We start from the raw sequence: 19,216 nt of genomic DNA, 5'->3' as shown, positions 1-19,216 counted from the left end.
GCATGAACCTCATCGACATCCTGCTGTGGGGAGTGCTTCCCTACGTGGTGCTGCTGATCTTCATCGGCGGCACGATCTGGCGCTACAAGTACGACCAGTTCGGCTGGACCACCCGCTCGTCGTCCCTCTACGAGGGCAGACTGCTGCGGATCGCCTCGCCGCTGTTCCACTTCGGGATCCTGGCGGTGCTGATCGGGCACATCGTGGGCCTGGTCATCCCCAAGTCGTGGACGGATTACGCCGGGGTGTCCGAGCACATGTACCACATCATGGCGCTGACGATCGGCATGTTCGCGGGCATCGGCACCCTGGTGGGCCTGGCCCTGCTGATCTACCGCCGCCGCACCACCGGGCCGGTCTTCATGGCCACCACGAACAACGACAAGATGATGTACGTCCTGCTGGTGGCGGCCCTGCTGGCGGGTGTGGCGACCACGCTGATCTCGGTCTTCGACGACTCGGTGGTCAACTACCGCGAGACCGTCTCCCCGTGGTTCCGCTCGATCTGGATCCTGCAGCCGGACATCGGGGCCATGGCCGCGTCGTCGCCGTCGTTCAAGGTGCACGTGCTCTTCGCGTTCGCGCTGTTCATCGCCTGGCCGTTCACCCGCCTGATCCACGCGTTCACGGCGCCGGTGCACTACCTCTTCCGGCCGTACATCATCTACCGCTCCCGCGACCGCGGCCGCACCCCCGGACACACCCCGGTCCGACGCGGCTGGGACCCGATCGGCACGCAGGACCGGGCGACGTCGTCCGCCTCGCGGCCCAAGCGCCAGCCGACATCCTCCGGACGCCGCTGAGACGGGCCTGACCCCGGGCCCCACTGCACACCCTCCCGTCGCGCCGAGCGCGGCCACGACCCCTTCAGGAGATCAGCCATGTCCGCTGTCGAGAACCAGGCCTCCGTCGAGACCGAGATGAGAGCCGGCCAGACCCGCAACCTGATCATCGCGACCCTGGCCTCGGTCATGGGCTTCTGGGCCTGGACCATCATCGGGCCGCTGTCCTCGCGCTACTCGGAGGCCATGGACCTCAGCGCCGGGCAGACCTCGGTCCTGGTGGCCATGCCGATCCTGGTCGGCTCGGTGGCCCGCGTCCCGGTGGGCGCGCTGACCGATCGCTACGGCGGACGCGTGATGTTCACGGCCGTCCTGGGCATCACGGCCCCGCTGGTGCTGCTCACCGCGATCGTGGGCCAGCTCAACAGCTTCGGGCTGCTCGTGCTCGTCTCCTTCTTCCTGGGCATCGCCGGCACCGTGTTCTCGATCGGCATCCCCTTCTGCTCCGCCTGGTACGAGGCCCACCGCAAGGGCTTCGCCACCGGCGTGTTCGGCGCGGGCATGGTCGGCACCGCGGTCTCCGCCTTCGTGACACCGCGCATCGTCGCCGGGATGGGCTACATGGGCGCCCACATCCTGATCGCGGTGCTGGTGGCCGCCATGGCGGCGATCAGCTGGATCGCGCTGCGCGAATCGCCCACCCGTCGCGGGCTGGAGCCCACGCCCATGATGCCCAAGCTGCGGGCCGCCTTCGCGCTGAAGGAGACCTGGATGCTGTGCTTCATGTACGCGATCGTCTTCGGCGGGTTCGTCGCCTTCTCGAACTACCTGCCCACCTACCTGGGCAACGTGTACGACTACGACCCCACCGCCGCAGGCACCCGCACCGCCGGGTTCGCTCTCGCCGCGGTCATCGCCCGCCCGATCGGCGGCACGCTGGCCGACAAGCTCGGCCCCAAGACGGTGTCGCTGACCTCCTACATCGGCACCGCCGCGCTGGCGGCCGTGGTCGCCTTCCAGCCCGCGCACGAGTTCGTCTACGGTCCGCTGTTCCTGATCATGGCCGTCTTCCTGGGGCTGGGCACCGGCGGTGTCTTCGCCTGGGTCTCCCGCGCCTCGGATGCGCGCACCGTCGGCACCGTCTCCGGCGTGATCGCCGCGGCGGGCGGCCTGGGCGGCTACTTCCCGCCGCTGGTCATGGGCGCCACCTACAACCCGGAGCACAACTCCTACTTCCTGGGGCTGATGCTGCTGACGGCCTTCTGCCTCCTCGGGCTGCTCGTGGCCCTCGTGCTGCGCAACGGCGGCAGGGTGGACGAGCGCACGGCGGCCTGAGCCGCTGCTGCCGGGCGCACGCAGGCCCGCCTCGTCCGCCCGGTCCGCCCAGGTTCCGGGGCGGGCCGGGCGACCTGCTGGGTCGTCGTCCGGTCGCCGTACCGTGGACGCACGACGCCCTTCCGACTCTCATTTCGACACCCCATCCCAGGAGGACTCCATGCCCGAGATCCCGCCCAGCGGCCTGAGCCACGTCCGTGCGGACGGCTCCGCCCACATGGTCGACGTCTCCGCCAAGGCCGAGACCTCCCGGGAGGCCACCGCGGAGGCCGTGCTGAGCACCAGAGCCGAGGTGATCGAGATGATTTTCGCGGCTGAGCTGCCCAAGGGCGATGCCCTGCCCACGGCGCGGATCGCGGGCATCATGGCCGCCAAACGCACCCCGGAGCTCATCCCGCTGTGCCACCCGCTGCCGATCGCCAAGGCCGCGGTGGACTTCGAGCGCCGCGAGGACTCGGTGCGCCTGCTGGCCACGGTGCGCACCCGCGGCGTCACCGGCGTGGAGATGGAGGCGCTCACGGCCGTCTCGGTGGCGGCGCTGACGCTCTACGACATGATCAAGGCCGTGGACAAGCAGGCCGAGATCGGCGGGATCCGGGTGCTGGCCAAGTCGGGCGGCAAGTCCGGCGACTGGACGCGAGAGGACTCCCACGGATGAGCGCAGAGTCGATGAGCAGCGAGTCGGGCCGCGCCCGTGCCTGGGGCGAGCGGGATCCGCACCTGCCGCCGCGCCGGGCTGTGGTCGTCGTGGCCTCGACCCGCGCGGCCGCGGGCACCTATCAGGACACCGCCGGTCCGGCCGGGGTCGAGGCGCTGCGACGGGCAGGGATCGAGTGCCCGGAGCCCGTCGTCGTGGCCGACGGCGAGCCTCTGCGCCGGCAGCTGCACCGGCTGCTGCGCGAGCTGCCGGAGCGGCAGCGCCCGGACCTGGTCGTGACCTCCGGCGGCACCGGGATGATGGCCGATGACCGCACCCCGGAGATCACCGCCGAGCTGCTGGACATGCAGCTGCCCGGGCTCGTCCACGCGCTGTGGTCCGAGGGGCTGCAGCACGTGCGCACCGCCGTGCTCTCGCGCGGGCTGGCCGGGGTCAGCGGGCGCACGCTCGTGGTGAACCTCCCCGGTTCCCGCGGCGGGGTCAAGGACGGCATGGCCGTGATCATCCCGCTGCTCGAGCACATCCTGCACCAGCTCGAGGGAGACCGGGAGGCCGGGCACACGCGACCGCAGGGCGGCTTCCAGCCCTCCGGTCAGCAGGGGGACCACCCCGCCGACCTGGCGCCGTCGACGATCGTGGACTGCCGGGTGAGCGATCAGCCGCTGGATCCCGCGGGCCTGCGAGCGGCGGTCGCCGCGTCCACGGTCGGGGCCGTCGTGGGCTTCAGCGGCATCGTGCGCGATCACGACGGCGGCCGCGGCGTCGTCTCCCTGGACTACACCGGGCACCCGCAGGCCGCTGATGCGCTGCGCGGGGCCTGCCGGGAGATCGCCGAGACGCACCCGGGCCTGCGGATCGCTGCAGCCCACCGGATCGGGCATCTGACGGTGGGGGAGACGGCCATGGAGGTCGCGGTGGGCGCCTCTCACCGCAAGATCGCCTTCCAAGCCTGCGACGAGCTCGTGGATCTCATCAAGGCCCGGGTGCCGATCTGGAAGGAGCAGCACCTGGGCGACGGCGGCAAGCAGTGGGTGAACCTGTGAGCGCGTCCGTGCTGCCGCCGCTCGTCGAGCCCGGCCCCGAGCTGAGCCCGGAGCAGCTGCGCCGCTACGCCCGCAATCTGCGCGTCCCGCAGATCGGCGAGCTCGGCCAGCGTCGGCTGCGCGCGGCCAGGGTGCTGTGCGTGGGTGCCGGGGCGCTGGGCTCCCCGGCGCTGCTGTACCTGGCAGCCGCGGGCGTGGGGACGCTGGAGATCGTCGACGACGACATCGTGGAGCTGTCCAACCTCCAGCGCCAGGTGATCCACGGCGTCGAGACCGTGGGACAGGCCAAGGCGGCCTCCGCCGCCGCGAGGATCCGGCAGCTGAATCCGGATGTGCAGGTGGTGCAGCACCGCCGGCGCCTGGATGCCGCAAGCGCTGCGCAGCTCGTGGCCGGGTGCGATCTGGTGCTCGACGGCTCGGATAATTTCGCCACCCGGTATCTGGTCTCGGACGCGTGCGAGATCGCTGCGATCCCCCATGTATGGGCCTCGATCCTGCGCTTCGACGGGCAGCTCAGCGTATTCTGGGCCCAGCACGGGCCCACATATCGGGACCTGCACCCCGTGCCGCCGCGGCCCGGCTCGGTGCCCAGCTGCGCGGAGGCCGGCGTGCTCGGCGCGCTGCCGGGGATGCTCGGGGCGAGCATGGCCATGGAGGCCATGAAACTGGTCATGGGCACCGGCTCCCCGCTGCTGGGGAGGGTCTCGGTCTGCGACGGCCTCGACGGAACCTGGCGGCAGCTGCCGCTGCGCCGTGCCGAAGACGCTATCGCGGTGACACGGATCTCGCCCTTCGCCGATCCGGCCCGCGACGGCTATCCGGGGCCCGAGGAGGCGGCAGGGGCGCTCGCGGATCCGGCCCAGTGCGCCGCGAGCCGCGCTGCGGGGAAGCCGGGGCGACCGTCGTCGGACCCGGATCTGGTGACCCCCGAGCAGCTGCGCGATCTGCTGGCGCAGCGGGCGGCGGGGCAGGCGTCGTTCGAGCTGGTGGATGTGCGCGAGTCCTGGGAGCACCGGCTCGTCCGGATCGACGGCGCGCGGCTCATGCCGCTGGGCGAGTTCCTCCGGCAAGCCGGTGCACCGGAGCCGGCCGGCGCCGCGGCGGATCAGCTGGACGGCGCGGACGAGGTCATCCTCCTGTGCCAGGCCGGTGCGCGCTCAGCGCAGGCCCTCGAGCGCCTGCGCGCGGCGGATCTCGCGGCGGGGCGGGCTCGACGACTCCGGCACCTGGCCGGCGGCATGTCGTCGTGGAGCGGCGAGGGCCTGCCCACGACCGGCGACTGAGCACAACGGCTCAGCGATCCGTCGGACGACGGCCACTCGCAGTTCACCCCGGGGTGACAGGATCGTGCCGCGGCGGCGCTGCGCCATGCGCTGCCTCCGAGAGGACACAGGGGAACTAGTGCCGATGATCTCGCCCGAGAGCTCCCGGAACCGACCTCGCCGACGCTCGTCGGGCCGCGTGCAGCAGGTGCGACTGGGGACCACGGCGCTGCGCCCGGACTCCGAGCTCTTCGAGCTGGAGGCGGATCAGGAGCGGGAAGCCGCGGCGGAGACGGTCCAGAACGCCGGCGGTGCCGGCCTGGACAGCGCGCAGACCCACGCGATGCCCTACCTGCGCGCCACCGTGCGCCTGGATTCCTCCGGAGCGGCCCAGGCCGTCTGGTCGGGCAGCGCACCGCAGGGCCGCACGGTGTCGCTGTGGGCCCAGGAGCCTGACGAGGCCGGTTCATGGCGGCTGCTCGAGCAGAGCGAGGGCCGCGGGCAGCGCGAGCCGCTCGAGCTGACGGCGGCGCTCGAACCGCAGCTGCTGCACCCGGACGAGGACGGCCACCCGGTCATGGCGCACCTGCTGGTCCTGGCCCAGGACGACTTCGCGGCGCCCGTGCGCGGCGCCGAGCCGGGCTTCGCCGAGTCCGAGGACTACGACTTCGCGATCCTGCACATCAGCGACACCCAGCACCTGGCCGAGGGTGCGGCCCAGACCCGCGACCCACAGCGGGCTGAGCGCTTCCGAGACTCGATCGCGGCCCTCACGGACTGGGTCGCCCGGAACGCGGGTCCGCGCAAGATCGCCTATGCGGTGCACACCGGCGACCTCGTGCAGCACTGGTGCTGGTGGTGGGACCGCCGCTCGACGGCCGAGGCCGAGTTCGCCGTGGCCAGCGAGATGATCGAGGCGATCGAGCAGGCAGGCGTGCCCTGCGGGGTCCTGCCGGGCAATCACGATAACCGGTGGGGCTCCGATGACCAGGACGACGGCGGCGCCCCCGAGCTGAGCCTCTACAACACCTGGTTCGGCCCACAGCGGCGGCCTCCGCAGCGCCCGAGCGCCTTCGAGGGCGCGGAGACGGTGCGCGGCGGCACCTGGCGGCCGGAGGACAGCAGCTGCCGTTACGACCTGCTCGAGATCGGCGGCACGCGTCTGCTGATGCTGCACCTGGGCTACGGGGTCGACGACGAGCAGATCGAATGGGCCGACACCGTCCTGCAGAACCACTCCGACCGCGACGCCATCCTGTGCACCCACCATTTCCTGGACGCCGGCACACGGCCCGACGGCTCCGGTGCGCCCTGGGGCGGACCGCGCAGCTTCGGTCCCGACGACGGCGTCCGCCTCCAGGAGCGCCTGGTCTCGCGCAACGCCAACGTGGTGCTCGTGCTCAGCGGCCACGTCTCCGGCACCGGGTGGAACATCGATCGCTCGGACCCGGCCCACCCCAGCACCGCGGTGCTGGCCGACTACCAGGCCCACCGGCTGCGGGAGCCGCGGGATGACGGTGATCCCCGCGGGGAGGCCCGGACCGGGTTCGTGCGCCTGCTGCAGTTCCGTGCGGCCGACGGCGAGATGCGCATCAGCACGTACTCGCCCGTGCTCGACAGCTTCGATCCCGACGCCCACGCCCCTGTCGAGCAGCTCGAGCGGCTTCGACTCGGGGCGCCCGACAGACCGGCTCCGTGGGACCCCGGGGCCTCCGCCGGGGCCGCTGCCGGCGGGCAGACCCCGTGGGCCGATCCGCATCAGCTGGTTCTGCCGGTGTCGCTGCGCACGCGGACCACGCGGCTGCGCACCCAGCACCTCGGCGTGCAGCGAGGCCCGCAGCTGACCCCGGCTCAGGACGCCCACGGCCTGGTGCGCCCGGACCGCTGGGGGATGGTGCTCGGGGCCGCGGGCGCGCTGGCGGTGAGCGTGGTCCGGCGCACGCTTCGGCGCGGCTGAGCCGATCCCTCGAGGCTTCCATGGCCCGAGGGCTACCCTGGTCCGGTCCCGCCCGGGGCCGCACCCACCGTCCAGGAGGTCCGGTTGTCTTCCTCTGCCCGCTCCAGCGCCGCCGTCGCGCATGCCGCTGATCGCGCCGCACCCGCGCCCCGCTCTGGCGACGGCCCCGCTTGGGGCAGAGCTCTGGCCTGGATCGCACTGGTGGCAGTGCTGGCCTGGGCCGTCAAGCTCGTGATCGAGGGATCGCTGGACCTCATGGTCTACGACATGGGCGCCCAATGGGTCGCTCATCCCGAGACCCGTGCTCAGCCGCTCTACGACCTCGAGTTCCCGGTGCCCTGGGGCGGGGACACCCTGCCGTTCACCTACCCGCCGTTCGCCGCCCTGCTGTTCGGGCTCCTGGCCTGGATCCCGTTCGACGTCACGCGCTTCCTGCTGCTCGGCCTGGACGTTCTGGGCGCGTTCGTGCTGGGGCGCAGCCTGCTGGCCGTCGCCGAGCGCCGTGGACGCCCCCTGCCCTGGACGCGGGCGCTGGGCTCGTCGGCCTCGATTGCGCTGATCACTGCGGTGATCCTGTTCTGCGGCCCCTGGATCCGTACGATCTCGCTCGGGCAGGTCAACATCCTGCTCTTCGCCCTGATCTTCCTGGACCTCGTGCGCCGCACCGATGGCACCGGCAGCCGCCTGGAGAACGCGGTGGCCTTCATCCCGCGCGGCGTGCTGATCGGCATCGCCGCCGGCATCAAGCTCACGCCCCTGGCCTTCGGCCTGATCTTCCTCATGGGGAAGAACCTCAAGGCGATCCTCGCCATGGGTCTCACCTTCGCGGCCACCGTCGGTCTGGGCTTCCTGGTCCTGTACCGGGACTCGATCCAGTTCTGGACCGACTCCGTCTCCTCGTCCGATCGCGTGGGCTCGATCAAGTACATCGACAACACTGCGCTGACCGGCGTGCTCATCAAGACGGGCGTCCCCGCCGAGGCGGTGGACCCGATCCGCTATGTGCTGGTGCTGATCATGCTGATCGCGGTGGCCGTGGCGCTGCCGCCGCTGCTGCGCCGGGGGATGACCCTTTCGGCGATCTCCCTGAACGCGCTCGTGATGCTGTTCATGTCGCCGATCTCCTGGTCGCATCACCAGGTCTACTACCCGGTGATCGCCGTGGCGCTGTTCACCGAGGCCTTCCCGCATGTCCTGCGCGGGCGGTTCCGGATGCCGGCGCAGGTCATGGCGTGGATCTGGCTCGTGGGCGCCTATATCGGTCCCATGCGCGGGCTGTGGATCGTCGACCTCTTCGGCGTGCATCTGCATGCCGCCGAGACCATCTGGGTCATCCCCTACCTGATCCTGTTCGTCCTGCTGCTGACCTGGTCCGCGGCCGTCGTCGTCACGGCCCGACGGGGCCGCCTCGCAGGCCCTGCCGCCCAGGTCCCGGCCGCCTGACCCGCCCGCGGCCATCACCTCGCGCGTCTCTGCCCCAGCCCCTCTTTCCTCGCGCCTACGTGCGCAAGTGCGCTCCGGGGTCGCTGACGGGCGTCCAGGCACGTAGGTGCGGGCGGGAGCGTGCGGTGGCGCGACGACGGACGCGCACAGCGGAGGACCCCCGCAGCCAGGCGGCTGCGGGGGTCCTCATGTCCGCTCCCGGTTCTGCGGGAGGAGGCGGATCAGCTGGCGTCGAGATCCTGCTCGATCAGCCCGGCGATCTTCTCGACGGCCTCGGCGTTGTCCGAGGAGACCTCGACCTCGGTGCCCTTCTCAGCACCCAGGGCCATGATCAGCAGCGACGACGAGGCGTCTGCCGGCTCCTCGTCCGGGTCGGCCACGAGGCCGATCAGGATCTCGTCGTCGTACTCACCGGCGGCCTCGGAGATGATCGCTGCGGGACGGGCGTGCAGACCGACGGCCGAGCCGACGATGACCTTCTTGCTGGGCATGCTTCCTCCTGACGGGTGCGTCCTCGCACCGCTTCTCGTGGTGTCCTCAGCCTAGGCGGTTCAGACCGCGGCTGTCTGCGTCGTGGGCGCATCTGCGGACTGGGCCTCGGCCTGCGCCCGGACCATCAGAGCGCGCTGGCGCTGGGTCTTCAGCAGCGTGACGATCACGGCCGAGAACACCACACCGGCGACCAGCGCGATCAGGAAGCCCAGCGGGTTGCCGATCGTGCCGATCACGAAGATGCCGCCGTGGGGAGCGTTCTGCGTGACGTTCAGCGCCGCGATCAGTCCGCCCGTGACCGCGCCGCCGGCCATCATCGAGGGGATGACGCGCAGCGGGTCGGCCGCCGCGAACGGGATGGCGCCCTCGGAGATGAAGGCCGCGCCGAGCAGCCACGCGGAGCGGCCGTTCTCGCGCTCGGCCTCGCTGTAGAGCTTGCCGCGCACCGTGGTGGACAGGGCCAGCGCCAGCGGCGGGACCATGCCGGAGGCCATGACGGCGGCCATGATCATCTGGTTCGCCTCGCCGCCGGCGGACAGGCCCGCGGTGCCGAAGAGGTAGGCGGCCTTGTTGACCGGCCCGCCCAGGTCGAAGCACATCATCAGGCCGAGGATCACGCCGAGCAGGATCGCGGAGGAGCCGGACATCGACGACAGCCCGTTCTGCAGGGCGGTCATGAGTGCGGCCAGCGGAGCGCCGAGCAGCAGGTACATCAGAAGGCCCACGATCAGCGTGGTGACCAGCGGGATGATGACCACGGGCATGAGCCCGGCCAGCCAGCGGGGCACCTTGATCGAGGCGATCCACATGGCGATCAGGCCGGCGATCAGACCGGTGACCAGGCCTCCGATGAAGCCGGCGTTCAGCGCCACGGCGATCGCGCCGCCCACGAAGCCCGGGGCGATGCCGGGGCGACCGGCGAGGGCATAGGCGATGTAGCCCGACAGCGCCGGGACCAGGAACGTCATGGCCATGCCGCCGACGACGCTGAGCACGGCCGCCAGGTAGAGCCACAGGCCGTCGCCGCGGATGGCGACATCCGAGTAGTCGGCGGCGCTGGGCAGGTTGGACAGGCTGCTGTTCGCCACGATGTCGCCGGACACGTTGGCGATGCCGGCGTCGCCGAGCAGGAAGCTGATCGCGATCAGCAGACCGCCCGCGGAGACGAACGGGATCATGTAGGACACGCCGGTCATCAGCGCCTGCTGGATGCGCCGCGGCCAGCTCGTGCCGCTCTGGCCCGCGCCGGCGGACTCGCCGCCCGAGCCGCCGCCTCCGGCGATCCGGTGGCCGTTGGGGTCATCGGCTGCGGCCAGCGCCTTGGTGATCAGGCCCCCAGGGTCCGAGACGCCCACGTTCACACCGGCCTCCACGCCCGGCTTGCCGCCGAAGCGCTCGCGGTCGCGCACGCCCACGCCCACGGCGAAGACGACGGCGTCCGCGGCATCGATCTGCTCCTGGCTCAGCGGCGTGCCGCCGGAGGAGCCCTGGGTCTCCACGACGAGCTCGTGGCCCATCTCGGCGGCCTTCTGCTCGAGTGCCTCGGCCGCCATGTAGGTGTGGGCGATGCCGGTGGGGCACGAGGTCACGGCCACCAGGCGGCGCTTGGCGGGGGCATCGGGTCCGGAGCCGTCGCCGACGGCTGCCGCACCGGCCGCACCGGCTCCTGCGGGGGCTGCGGCGGCGCCCCCGTACTGGGGGTCGGAGGATCCGTTGGCCGTGCTGCCACCGGGGGCCGGTGCCGCGTCGAGCTGATCGGTGGCCGGCTTGGGCTTGGGGGCCAGCACCTCCTCGACGATCGCCACGACCTCCTCGGCCGACTGCGCCTCGCGCAGCGCGGACAGGAAGGTCTTGCGGGCCATGGCCCGAGCGAGCTTGGACAGCACCTTGAGGTGTGCCTGGCCCTCGCCGTCGGCGGCGGCGATCAGGAAGATCAGATCCGCGGGGCCGTCCTTGGCGCCGAAGTCCACGGGCTTGGGCAGGCGGGCGAAGGCCAGCGAGGTGGTCTGCACGTGCGCGGAGCGGCAGTGCGGGATGCCGATGCCGCCGGGCTGGCCCGTGGCGGACTGCTCCTCGCGGGCCAGGGCATCCCCGGCGAGCCCCTTTGCGGAGTCCGCCCGGCCGGAGGCGGCGACGACTCCGGCCATGCGGGTGATGACCTTGGTCTTCTCGGAGCCGAGGTCCTGGTCGAGCGAGACCAGGTCGGCTGTGATCAGCGGTGCGTTCTCTGACATGTCCTGTCCTTCGATGCTGCGGCCATGGGCCGCTCGGTGGTGCTCGCCGCCGGGGGACTCCGGACGGCGACCGCGGGGATCATGCATCCGCTGCGGATGCAGGGGGAGGTCTGGAAGGGGCCGCTTCAGTCCAGCGGCAGCTCGGTCACCGTGGTGCCGTCGAGGTCGATCTGCTCGGGGGAGGGGACGCCGGTGCCGGCAAGCGCGGTGGCGCCGGAGCCGTAGGCCACCGCCCGGCGCAGCCGCTCGGCCGGGGCCAGGCCCTCCGTGTGGGCGATCAGCAGCCCGGACAGCGAGGAGTCGCCGGCTCCCACGGTCGAGACCGGGGTGATGGGCGGCGGCGTGGCGCACCAGGCGCCCTCGGCGGTGACCAGCACGGCCCCGGCGCCGCCGAGCGTGGCCAGCACCTCGGCGACGCCGCGCTCCACGAGCTTGCGGGCGGCGAGTGCGGCGGGCCGGAAGTCGCCGTCGTCGGCGGCCGCCTCGATCGCCAGTCCGTCATCGCCCACGAGCTGGCCGAGCTCGAGGCCGTTGGGCTTGAGGATGTCCGGGGCGGCGGTCTCGAGCTGCTCGGACAGCGCCACGAGCGGGGCGTCCGAGGTGTCCACGGCGATCCGCACGCCGGTCCCGCGCAGCTGCGTGATCAGCTGCGCGTACCAGTCCTGCGACGGGCCCGGGGGCAGGGAGCCGCACAGGGCCACCCAGTCGCCGGGCGAGACGGCATCGCGGACCGCGGCCAGGCAGGCCTGCTGGGCGTCGTCATCCAGCAGCGCCCCGGGCTCGTTGATCTTGGTGGTGGTGCCGTCGGGCTCGCTCAGCGTGATGTTGGTGCGCACGCGTCCGGCGACGTCCACGGCTCGATGGGCCACATCCGCCTGGGCGAGGGCGGTCAGCAGCGGGTCGCCGCCGGCTGCGGGCAGCACCGCCAGGGTGGGCGTGCCGGCCAGGGCCAGGGCGCGGGAGACGTTGATGCCCTTTCCTCCGGGGCCGTCGTCCACGGTGTCGATGCGGTTGACGCCGCCGCGCTCCAGCGGGGCGGTCAGCGCCGCGGTGCGGTCGATGCTGGGGCTGGCGGTGAAGGTGACGATCATGCGATCACGACCTCGATCTCTGCTCGGTTCAGGGCTTCGGCAAGGGCACTGGGCGGTGGGGCGTCGGTGATGAGGACGTCGATCGCGTTGAGCTCGGCGAACGTGCACAGGTGCTCGGCGCCGAACTTGGTCGAGTCGACCAGGGCGATCACGCGCTGGGACCGTGCGGCCATCAGGCGCTTGGCGGCGGCCTCCTCCGCGTCCGGGGTGGTCAGCCCGAACTGCGCGGACAGCCCGTTGGAGCCCAGGAAGGCGACGTCGGCCGAGATCAAGCCCAGCAGCGCATTGGTCTGGGCCCCCACGACCGTCTCCGTGACCGGGCGCAGGCGCCCGCTCAGCAGGAGGACCTCGACATCGCGGGCGTGGGAGAGCTCCACGCCGGCGCTCGGGGAGTTGGTCACGACTGTCATGGGATCCAGTGCTCCCTCACGCGCTGCGGCGGCCATGGCGGCGGCCAGGCAGCCCGTGGTGCTTCCGCCGTCCAGCAGGACGGAGCCGTGCGCCGGGGGCAGGTGCCCCATGGCCGCGCGGGCGATCGCGGTCTTGGCCTCGATCCGGGTGGCCCGGCGGTCGTCGACGGCTGCCTCGCGGCCGTTGCGCCCCAGGGGAGGGATGGCTCCTCCGTGCACCCGCTGGATGCGGCCCTGCCGCTCCAGGACATCGAGGTCGCGCCGGATGGTCTCGGGGGCGACCGCGAACTGCGCGGCAAGCTCGGTCACGGAGACGCGGCCCTGGACCGCGGCCCGCTGGGAGATCGCCTGTCTGCGCTCGGGTGCGAAGAGGGACTGCCCGGCATCCGGCTCCACGCTCTCCGAGAGCGAGTGCTCTGTGATGTTCCTTACGCCCATTTGTTCATGATCGTGCCCGGGTGCGTTGATTGTCAATCTGTGTCCTGCTTCACTAGAATGCGTCTAACAGGTGCTCGCCCGCGCATGTCCGCGCGGTTCCAGCGACTCGATGATGAGGAGCGACCGTCATGTCCGAAGATGCCCGTTTGAACTCTGCCGCTGCCGAGGCCCCGCAGGCCGACCTGACGGGCATCGGCGTCGTCGCCGGCGTCGCGGCCCGTCCCGCCATGTGGGTCCGCCCCCGCCCGGCGCTGCCCAGCGATGGCCCGGAGGTCCCGGAGGCCGATCGCGAGCCGCAGAAGGAGCGCTTCGACATCGCCGCCGCCACCGTCGCCGGCCGCCTGGATGCTCGGGCGCAGCGTGCGGAGGGCCATGCCGCCGAGGTCCTGGGTGCCACCGCGGCGCTGGTCACGGACAAGGGCTGGCGCCGCGCCGTCGGCAAGCAGATCGACTCCGGAGCATCCGCCGAGCTGGCTGCCGTGCGCGCCACGGACACGTTCGTGGCCAAGTTCGAGAAGATCGGCGGCCTCATGGCTGAGCGCACGACCGATCTGAAGGACATCCGCGACCGCGTCATCGCCGAGCTGCGCGGGGAGCCGGAGCCCGGCGTGCCGGATCCGGCCGAGCCGATCATCCTGCTGGCCGACGACCTCGCCCCCGCGGACACCGCGGGGCTCAAGCCCGAGCTCGTGCAGGGCATCGTCACCGAGCTGGGCGGCAAGACCAGCCACACTGCGATCATCGCCCGTCAGTTCGGCATCCCCTGCGTGGTGGGTGCGGGCTCCGAGCTGCGGCAGATCCAGGACGGCCAGCTGATCCTGGTCGACGGCGAGTCCGGCGTGATCGAGTTGGCTCCGGAGGCGGACTCCGCCGCCGCGCGGGCCGCCGAGTCCGCCGAGACCCTGGCGCGCATCCGCACCTGGATCGGCCCGGCGGTCAGTGCGGACGGGACCCGCATCCAGCTGCTGGCCAACGTCCAGGACGGCGCAGGAGCCCGCACCGCCGTGGGCACCGGCCTGCCGGAGGGCGTGGGTCTGTTCCGCACCGAGCTGTCCTTCCTCAAGGCCCAGTCCGAGCCCACCGTCCAGGAGCAGGCCGACCTCTACCGTGAGGTCTTCGATGCCTTCGACGGCTCCAAGGTGGTCGTGCGAACGCTGGATGCCGGCTCGGACAAGCCGCTGGCCTTTGCGACCATGCCGGATGAGCCCAATCCGTCGCTGGGCGTGCGCGGTGTGCGCATCGCCTTCGACGACGACGGCGTCCTGACCCGCCAGCTCGACGCCATCGCGGCGGCGGCGGAGGGCTCCGGGGCTGAGCCATGGGTCATGGCCCCCATGATCGCCACGGTGGAGGAGGCCCGCTGGTTCGGCGACCTGTGCCGCGAGCGCGGCCTCAAGCCCGGTGTCATGATCGAGGTCCCCTCGTCAGCCCTGCTGGGCGATCAGCTGCTCGAGCACGTGGACTTCTTCTCGATCGGCACCAACGACCTCACGCAGTACACCATGGCCGCCGACCGCATGGCCTCGGGCCTGGCCCAGCTCACCGATCCGTGGCAGCCCGCCGTGCTCAAGCTGGTGCAGATGGCCGCGCAGGCGGGCCAGCGCGCCGGCAAGCCCGTGGGCGTGTGCGGCGAGGCCGCTGCGGACCCCCTGCTGGCATGCGTCCTGATCGGTATGGGCATCACCTCCCTGTCGGCGGCGGCTCCGGCTCTGGCAGCCGTCGGAGTGAAGCTCGGCGAGGCCACGGACGAGCAGATGAAGCGCGCCGCGGAGGCCGCCGTGCAGGCCGCCTCGCCGGAGGCCGCTCGCGAGGCCGCCTCGGCCGCTCTGTCCGGCGCTCAGGGCTGAGGCGGCGCAGGTGAAGCCGTTCCTCCTGATCTCCACCCGCCCGGAGGACTCGATCGCCGAGGAGGAGCTCGAGACCTTCCTGCGCTTCACGGGGCTGCAGCCAGATCAGCTGCGCCAGCTGCGCCTGGAGGTGGGCCCGGAGGCCGCCCGTGAGCTGCGGGAGCTGGACCTGGGGGAGCTCTCCGGGATCTTCGTGGGCGGCTCGCCGTTCACGACCTCGACGCCGCAGGCGGAGAAGACCGAGGTGCAGGTCCGCGTGGAGAAGGACCTGGGCGAGCTGCTCGACCGCGTGATGGACCAGAACGTGCCGTTCTTCGGGGCCTGCTACGGCGTGGGCACGCTCGGGGTGCACCAGGGCGGAGTCGTGGACGGCACCTACGCCGAGGGCGTCGGGCCCATCCGCGTCACCGTGACCGAGGAGGGTTCCCGGGACGTCCTGCTGGAGGGGTTGCCGGAGACCTTCTGGGGGTACGTGGGGCATCAGGAGGCCGTGCGCGATCTGCCGGAGGGGGCGGTGCTGCTGGCCACCGGCGAAGAGTGCCCGGTGCAGATGTTCCGCGTCGGCCAGCGGGCCTGGGCCACGCAGTTCCATCCCGAGCTGGACGACACCGCCCTGCTGAGCCGGATCGATGCCTATAAGCACCACGGGTACTTCCGTCCGGAGGACGCGGAGGAGGTGCGTCGTCGGGTGATCGACGGGCCCCGGGCCGATCAGCCGCGGCGCCTGCTGGCCCGCTTCGCGGAGGTCTTCGCGCGCTGAGGGCCACAAGCCGCAGCACGGCGATGGCCGCCGTGCTGCGGCGTCATGCTGCGGTCTGCGGCATCGTCCTCGCGCAGGAGCACTGTCGCGGGCAGAGCCGTCCTCCAGGGGGAGGGCGTCGTCGTCCCGAATGGATACCGTGGTGTCCATGAGCAGCGATCTTCCCGCCCCGCAGCCGCCCCGGGCGGCTCCAGCGCAGACCTCTCCCTGGGCGGCGCCGGGGCCGTCCGCCCCGGGTGCTGCTGCACAGGCGGCCGCGGTGTCAGCAGAGCGTCGGCTGCCGCTGGGCGCGCAGGTCCGCGATCTGCCGTACCACCGGCTCGCCCTGGCCGATCACCGGCACCGCCCCTGGGCCCCGCTGATCGAAGGGGCGCTCAGCGGCGCACTGTATCTCGGGGCGAGCATCGTCTTCACCCTCGTGCTCCTGCTGGGGATCTTCCTCTTCCGGCCGGGGGTCGCGGACTCGTTCATGACCGGGGACCCCACACAGATGAACATGGCGGACCCGTGGCTGCTCGTGCTGCTGTTCGGCTCGGTCGCGATCTGGCTGCCCATCGCGCTGTTCGCCCGCTGGGTCATGCGCCCCAAGCCGCTCGGGCTGATCTGGTCGGTGACCGGACGGATCCGCTGGACGTACCTGCTGATCACCGCCGTGGTGGCCATCGTGCTCTATGCCGCCGTCCAGCTCGGGCTCGGGGCGCTGCTGGGCTGGCTGGACCCGCAGGAGGAGGCGGTCGTCTTCGAGCCGCAGCCGTGGTGGTGGCTCTCGCTGATCCTGGCGCTGCTGATCGTCCCCGTCCAGTGCACCGCCGAGGAGGTCGTGTTCCGCGGCTATCTGGCCCAGATGCTCGGCCGCTGGCTGCGCCACCCCCTGTTCGCGATCCTGCTGCCCGCACCGCTGTTCATGCTCGGGCACCTCTACGACATCTGGGGTCAGCTCTCGGTCGGCATGATGGCCGTCGTGGCCGGGTGGGTGACCTGGCGCACCGGCGGACTCGAGGCTGCGATCTCGCTGCACATCGTCAACAACCTCTTCGCCACGGTGGTCCTGCTGTTCATGCCCTACGACCCCGAGGCGCAGGCCGCCTCCGTGGGCTGGTTCGGATTCGTCTCCAGCGCGGCGCTGCAGATCGCCTTCGGCTTCGTGGCGATCTGGATCGCCAAGCGGCGGGGGCTGGCCGTGACCCGACGCAGCGCCGTGTGGCCGGAGCCTGCGCGTCGGGACTGGGAGCGCTTCACCGGCCTCGATGCCGCCGGGGTGCGCGAGCTGCCCGCCGCCGCGGAGATCGCCGACATGCTGGGCGCCTGGCGCGCCGGCGGGCAAGCAGGGCCGACCGGTCCGGTCAGTCGGCAGACACCGGGCACCCCCGTCGGGCAGCCTGCGGCACCCGCGCACGGACAGCCGCAGCAGTCGGTGCCCACGGCGTCTCCATCGGAGCGGTCGAGGCACTAGACGGCCGCATCCCCGCACCTGCAGGAAGAGGGGCGGGGGTGCGTCTCGGGCGTGATCGGGGCCGGCGTGCCGGCTCGGCGCTGCCGGTCGAGGCGGGAGCTCAGGCGGCGACGCTCGAGGCGGCGCTCCAGGTCCCCCAGGCCACCAAGGGCCCCAGCCCCGCCACGATCATGGCCATCCGGGCCGCCCCGCGCCCGCGTCGACGCAGGAAGGCCGTCGCGCCCACGGCCATCGCCACCAGGCCCATGAGGCCGCAGGCCGCCTGTGCTGCCAGCAGCGCGGAGGTCTTGACCTGGAAGGTGCGCGGCATCCCGGCCCAGGTGCCGTCGCTGAACTCCTGCGCCTCGATCAGCACCACGCCCACGAAGGCCGCGCAGAACGTGGAGAGCACCAGGGTCGTCAGCGCGAGGACCAGAGCCGTGAGCCCCATCGAGGGGCCCCGTCCTGTGCCGCCGACGGGGAGCTCAGGGGAGGCGGTCTTCGGAGGGGCCTCCGGGGCCGCGTGTGTCATACAGCGAACCTACAGGCTCCGGCCCGCAGAACGGCCACCGTCTCGAAGTTCGACGGCAGCGCCCCTGCGGCGGCGAGGCCCCTCCCTACACTGGGGCGCATGGTCGACACGCATGCTCAGCACAGTCCCCAGATCCCCGCCGACCCCGAGTGGTCGCAGTCGCCGGCCGGGCGCACCGCCCAGGACCTCGCCCGATACGTGATGGCCTCGCCGAGCTCCTTCCACGCCGCGGCCGAGGGGGCGCGGCGCCTCGAGGCCGCGGGCTTCCACCGGCTCGACGAGCGCGAGGCCTGGTCCGGCGACGACGTCCGGCAGCCGTCGTACGTGGTGCGCGACGGCGCCCTGATCGCCTGGGTGACCCCGGAGTCCCTGGGAGGCCGAGCCGGGTTCCGGGTGGTCGGAGCGCACACGGACTCGCCGTCGTTCAAGCTCAAGCCGCGCCCCAGCACAGGGCGCTCGGGGTGGTGGCAGGCCGGCGTGGAGATCTACGGCGGTCCGCTCGTGAACTCGTGGCTGGATCGCGAGCTGCGCCTGGCAGGGCGGATCGCCGTGCGCACGGAGCAGGGGACCGAGTCCCGTCTGGTGGCCACCGCCCCGGTGGCGCGGATCCCGCAGCTGGCCATCCACCTGGATCGCGGGGCCAACAAGTCCCTGAGCCTGGATCCGCAGCAGCACACCCAGCCGATCTGGGGCTGCGGCGATGAGCCCGGGGATGTGCTGGCGCTACTGGCCGAGGCCGCCTCCCAGGGTGGGGAGACGGTGCGCGCCGAGGACCTGCTGGGCTGGGACATCGTGCTGGCGGACACGCAGCGCCCGCGCCTGTTCGGGGCGCAGCAGGAGCTGCTGGCCTCAAGCCGGCTCGACAACCTCACCTCCGTGCACGCCGGTCTCGAGGCGCTGAGCACGCGCCTGGACGACCTGCGCGGCGCCGAGCACATCGCCGTGCTCGCGGCCTTCGATCACGAGGAGGTGGGCTCGCGCACCCGCTCCGGTGCCGCCGGGCCGTTCCTGGAGGACGTGCTGGTGCGCGTGGGCGCGGCGCTGGGCTGGGACGAGGATCGGCGACGGGCGGCGATCGCCTCGTCGTCGTGCCTGTCCTCCGATGCGGGGCACCTGGTGCACCCCAACTACCCGGGTCACCACGACCCCGCTGTGCGGCCGGGCCCGGCAGGCGGTCCGCTGCTGAAGATCAACGCGGATCAGCACTACACCACCGACGCCGACGGCGCGGCCCAGTGGCAGCTGGCCTGCCGTCGCGCCGGGGTGCCGGTCCAGGAGTTCGTCTCCCACAACGGCGTCCCGTGCGGCTCCACGATCGGCCCCATCACGGCGGGCCGGCTGGGGATGCGCACCCTGGACGTGGGAGTCGGGCTGCTGTCCATGCACTCGGCGCGGGAGATGGTCCACGTCGAGGACCTGCACGGGCTGGGCGCGGCCCTGCAGGAGTGGCTGCTGGGCTGAGCAGACCCCCGGGTGCTCGTGCGACGGCCCCGAGACGCA

At 72.2% G+C, this 19,216-nt stretch carries 16 protein-coding genes; 11 read left to right on the top strand and 5 right to left on the bottom strand.

Going from position 1 to position 19,216, the window contains the following annotated elements; translation table 11 throughout:
* Positions 1–2 precede the first annotated feature (2 nt).
* From narI to M3E84_RS06255, 7 genes are all read left to right on the top strand, one after another.
* Positions 3–803 carry a respiratory nitrate reductase subunit gamma gene (narI, locus tag M3E84_RS06285; protein ID WP_259895371.1) on the top strand — a complete coding sequence of 267 codons (801 nt, stop codon included), beginning with the start codon at positions 3–5 and terminating at the stop codon, positions 801–803.
* A gap of 78 nt (positions 804–881) precedes the next feature.
* A complete protein-coding gene (locus tag M3E84_RS06280) occupies positions 882–2,117 on the top strand; it encodes an MFS transporter (RefSeq protein ID WP_311200443.1) in 1,236 nt (411 codons plus the stop codon).
* 160 nt (positions 2,118–2,277) lie between these two features.
* Positions 2,278–2,775, top strand: a complete 498-nt coding sequence (gene moaC, locus M3E84_RS06275; protein WP_259895370.1) for a cyclic pyranopterin monophosphate synthase MoaC — start codon at positions 2,278–2,280, stop codon at positions 2,773–2,775.
* Positions 2,772–3,818: a molybdenum cofactor biosynthesis protein MoaE gene (locus M3E84_RS06270; protein WP_259895369.1), complete on the top strand. Its 1,047-nt coding sequence runs from the start codon at positions 2,772–2,774 to the stop codon at positions 3,816–3,818. The genes moaC and M3E84_RS06270 overlap by 4 nt, the downstream gene beginning before the upstream one ends.
* On the top strand, positions 3,803–5,101 hold the full coding sequence (moeB, locus tag M3E84_RS06265; protein WP_396415576.1) for a molybdopterin-synthase adenylyltransferase MoeB: 1,299 nt from the start codon (positions 3,803–3,805) through the stop codon (positions 5,099–5,101). The genes M3E84_RS06270 and moeB overlap by 16 nt, the downstream gene beginning before the upstream one ends.
* 178 nt (positions 5,102–5,279) lie before the next feature.
* On the top strand, positions 5,280–7,037 hold the full coding sequence (locus M3E84_RS06260) for a metallophosphoesterase (protein WP_259895367.1): 1,758 nt from the start codon (positions 5,280–5,282) through the stop codon (positions 7,035–7,037).
* 84 nt (positions 7,038–7,121) lie between these two features.
* A complete protein-coding gene (locus tag M3E84_RS06255) occupies positions 7,122–8,480 on the top strand; it encodes a glycosyltransferase 87 family protein (protein WP_259895366.1) in 1,359 nt (452 codons plus the stop codon).
* A 221-nt stretch (positions 8,481–8,701) separates the two neighbouring features.
* Here the strand turns inward: M3E84_RS06255 and M3E84_RS06250 are convergent, their stop codons facing one another.
* The 4 genes from M3E84_RS06250 to M3E84_RS06235 form a co-directional block, all read right to left on the bottom strand.
* Entirely contained in the window at positions 8,702–8,971 is a 270-nt protein-coding gene (locus tag M3E84_RS06250; protein WP_259895365.1) for an HPr family phosphocarrier protein, read from the bottom strand.
* A gap of 60 nt (positions 8,972–9,031) precedes the next feature.
* Entirely contained in the window at positions 9,032–11,206 is a 2,175-nt protein-coding gene (locus tag M3E84_RS06245) for a fructose-specific PTS transporter subunit EIIC (RefSeq protein ID WP_259895364.1), read from the bottom strand.
* 125 nt (positions 11,207–11,331) lie between these two features.
* Positions 11,332–12,297, bottom strand: coding sequence for a 1-phosphofructokinase family hexose kinase (locus tag M3E84_RS06240; RefSeq protein ID WP_259895363.1), 966 nt, complete (start codon positions 12,295–12,297; stop codon positions 11,332–11,334).
* A complete protein-coding gene (locus tag M3E84_RS06235) occupies positions 12,294–13,145 on the bottom strand; it encodes a DeoR/GlpR family DNA-binding transcription regulator (protein ID WP_259895362.1) in 852 nt (283 codons plus the stop codon). Before M3E84_RS06235 ends, M3E84_RS06240 begins: the two co-directional genes overlap by 4 nt.
* A gap of 128 nt (positions 13,146–13,273) precedes the next feature.
* On the opposite strand from M3E84_RS06235, the gene ptsP reads away from it, so the two are divergent.
* The 3 genes from ptsP to M3E84_RS06220 all read left to right on the top strand — a co-directional run bounded on the left by ptsP (position 13,274) and on the right by M3E84_RS06220 (position 17,205).
* Positions 13,274–14,992: a phosphoenolpyruvate--protein phosphotransferase gene (ptsP, locus tag M3E84_RS06230; protein WP_259895361.1), complete on the top strand. Its 1,719-nt coding sequence runs from the start codon at positions 13,274–13,276 to the stop codon at positions 14,990–14,992.
* Positions 14,993–15,002: 10 nt separating this feature from the next.
* A complete protein-coding gene (locus tag M3E84_RS06225; protein ID WP_259895360.1) occupies positions 15,003–15,752 on the top strand; it encodes a glutamine amidotransferase in 750 nt (249 codons plus the stop codon).
* Between the two features lie 259 nt (positions 15,753–16,011).
* Positions 16,012–17,205 (top strand): CPBP family intramembrane glutamic endopeptidase, encoded by a 1,194-nt coding sequence (locus M3E84_RS06220; protein WP_259895359.1) that lies wholly within the window; start codon positions 16,012–16,014, stop codon positions 17,203–17,205.
* A 100-nt stretch (positions 17,206–17,305) separates the two neighbouring features.
* Here the strand turns inward: M3E84_RS06220 and M3E84_RS06215 are convergent, their stop codons facing one another.
* Positions 17,306–17,716 (bottom strand): hypothetical protein, encoded by a 411-nt coding sequence (locus tag M3E84_RS06215; protein ID WP_259895358.1) that lies wholly within the window; start codon positions 17,714–17,716, stop codon positions 17,306–17,308.
* Positions 17,717–17,815: 99 nt separating this feature from the next.
* Between M3E84_RS06215 and M3E84_RS06210 the strand changes: the two genes are divergently transcribed.
* Positions 17,816–19,177, top strand: a complete 1,362-nt coding sequence (locus tag M3E84_RS06210; RefSeq protein WP_259895357.1) for a M18 family aminopeptidase — start codon at positions 17,816–17,818, stop codon at positions 19,175–19,177.
* The last annotated feature ends 39 nt before the right edge of the window (positions 19,178–19,216 follow it).

The organism is Kocuria sp. p3-SID1428 (assembly GCF_025149945.1).
Lineage (GTDB): Bacteria > Actinomycetota > Actinomycetes > Actinomycetales > Micrococcaceae > Kocuria.
Note: the sequence above shows the minus strand (reverse complement) of the source record. Positions and strands in the feature narration are given on the sequence as shown.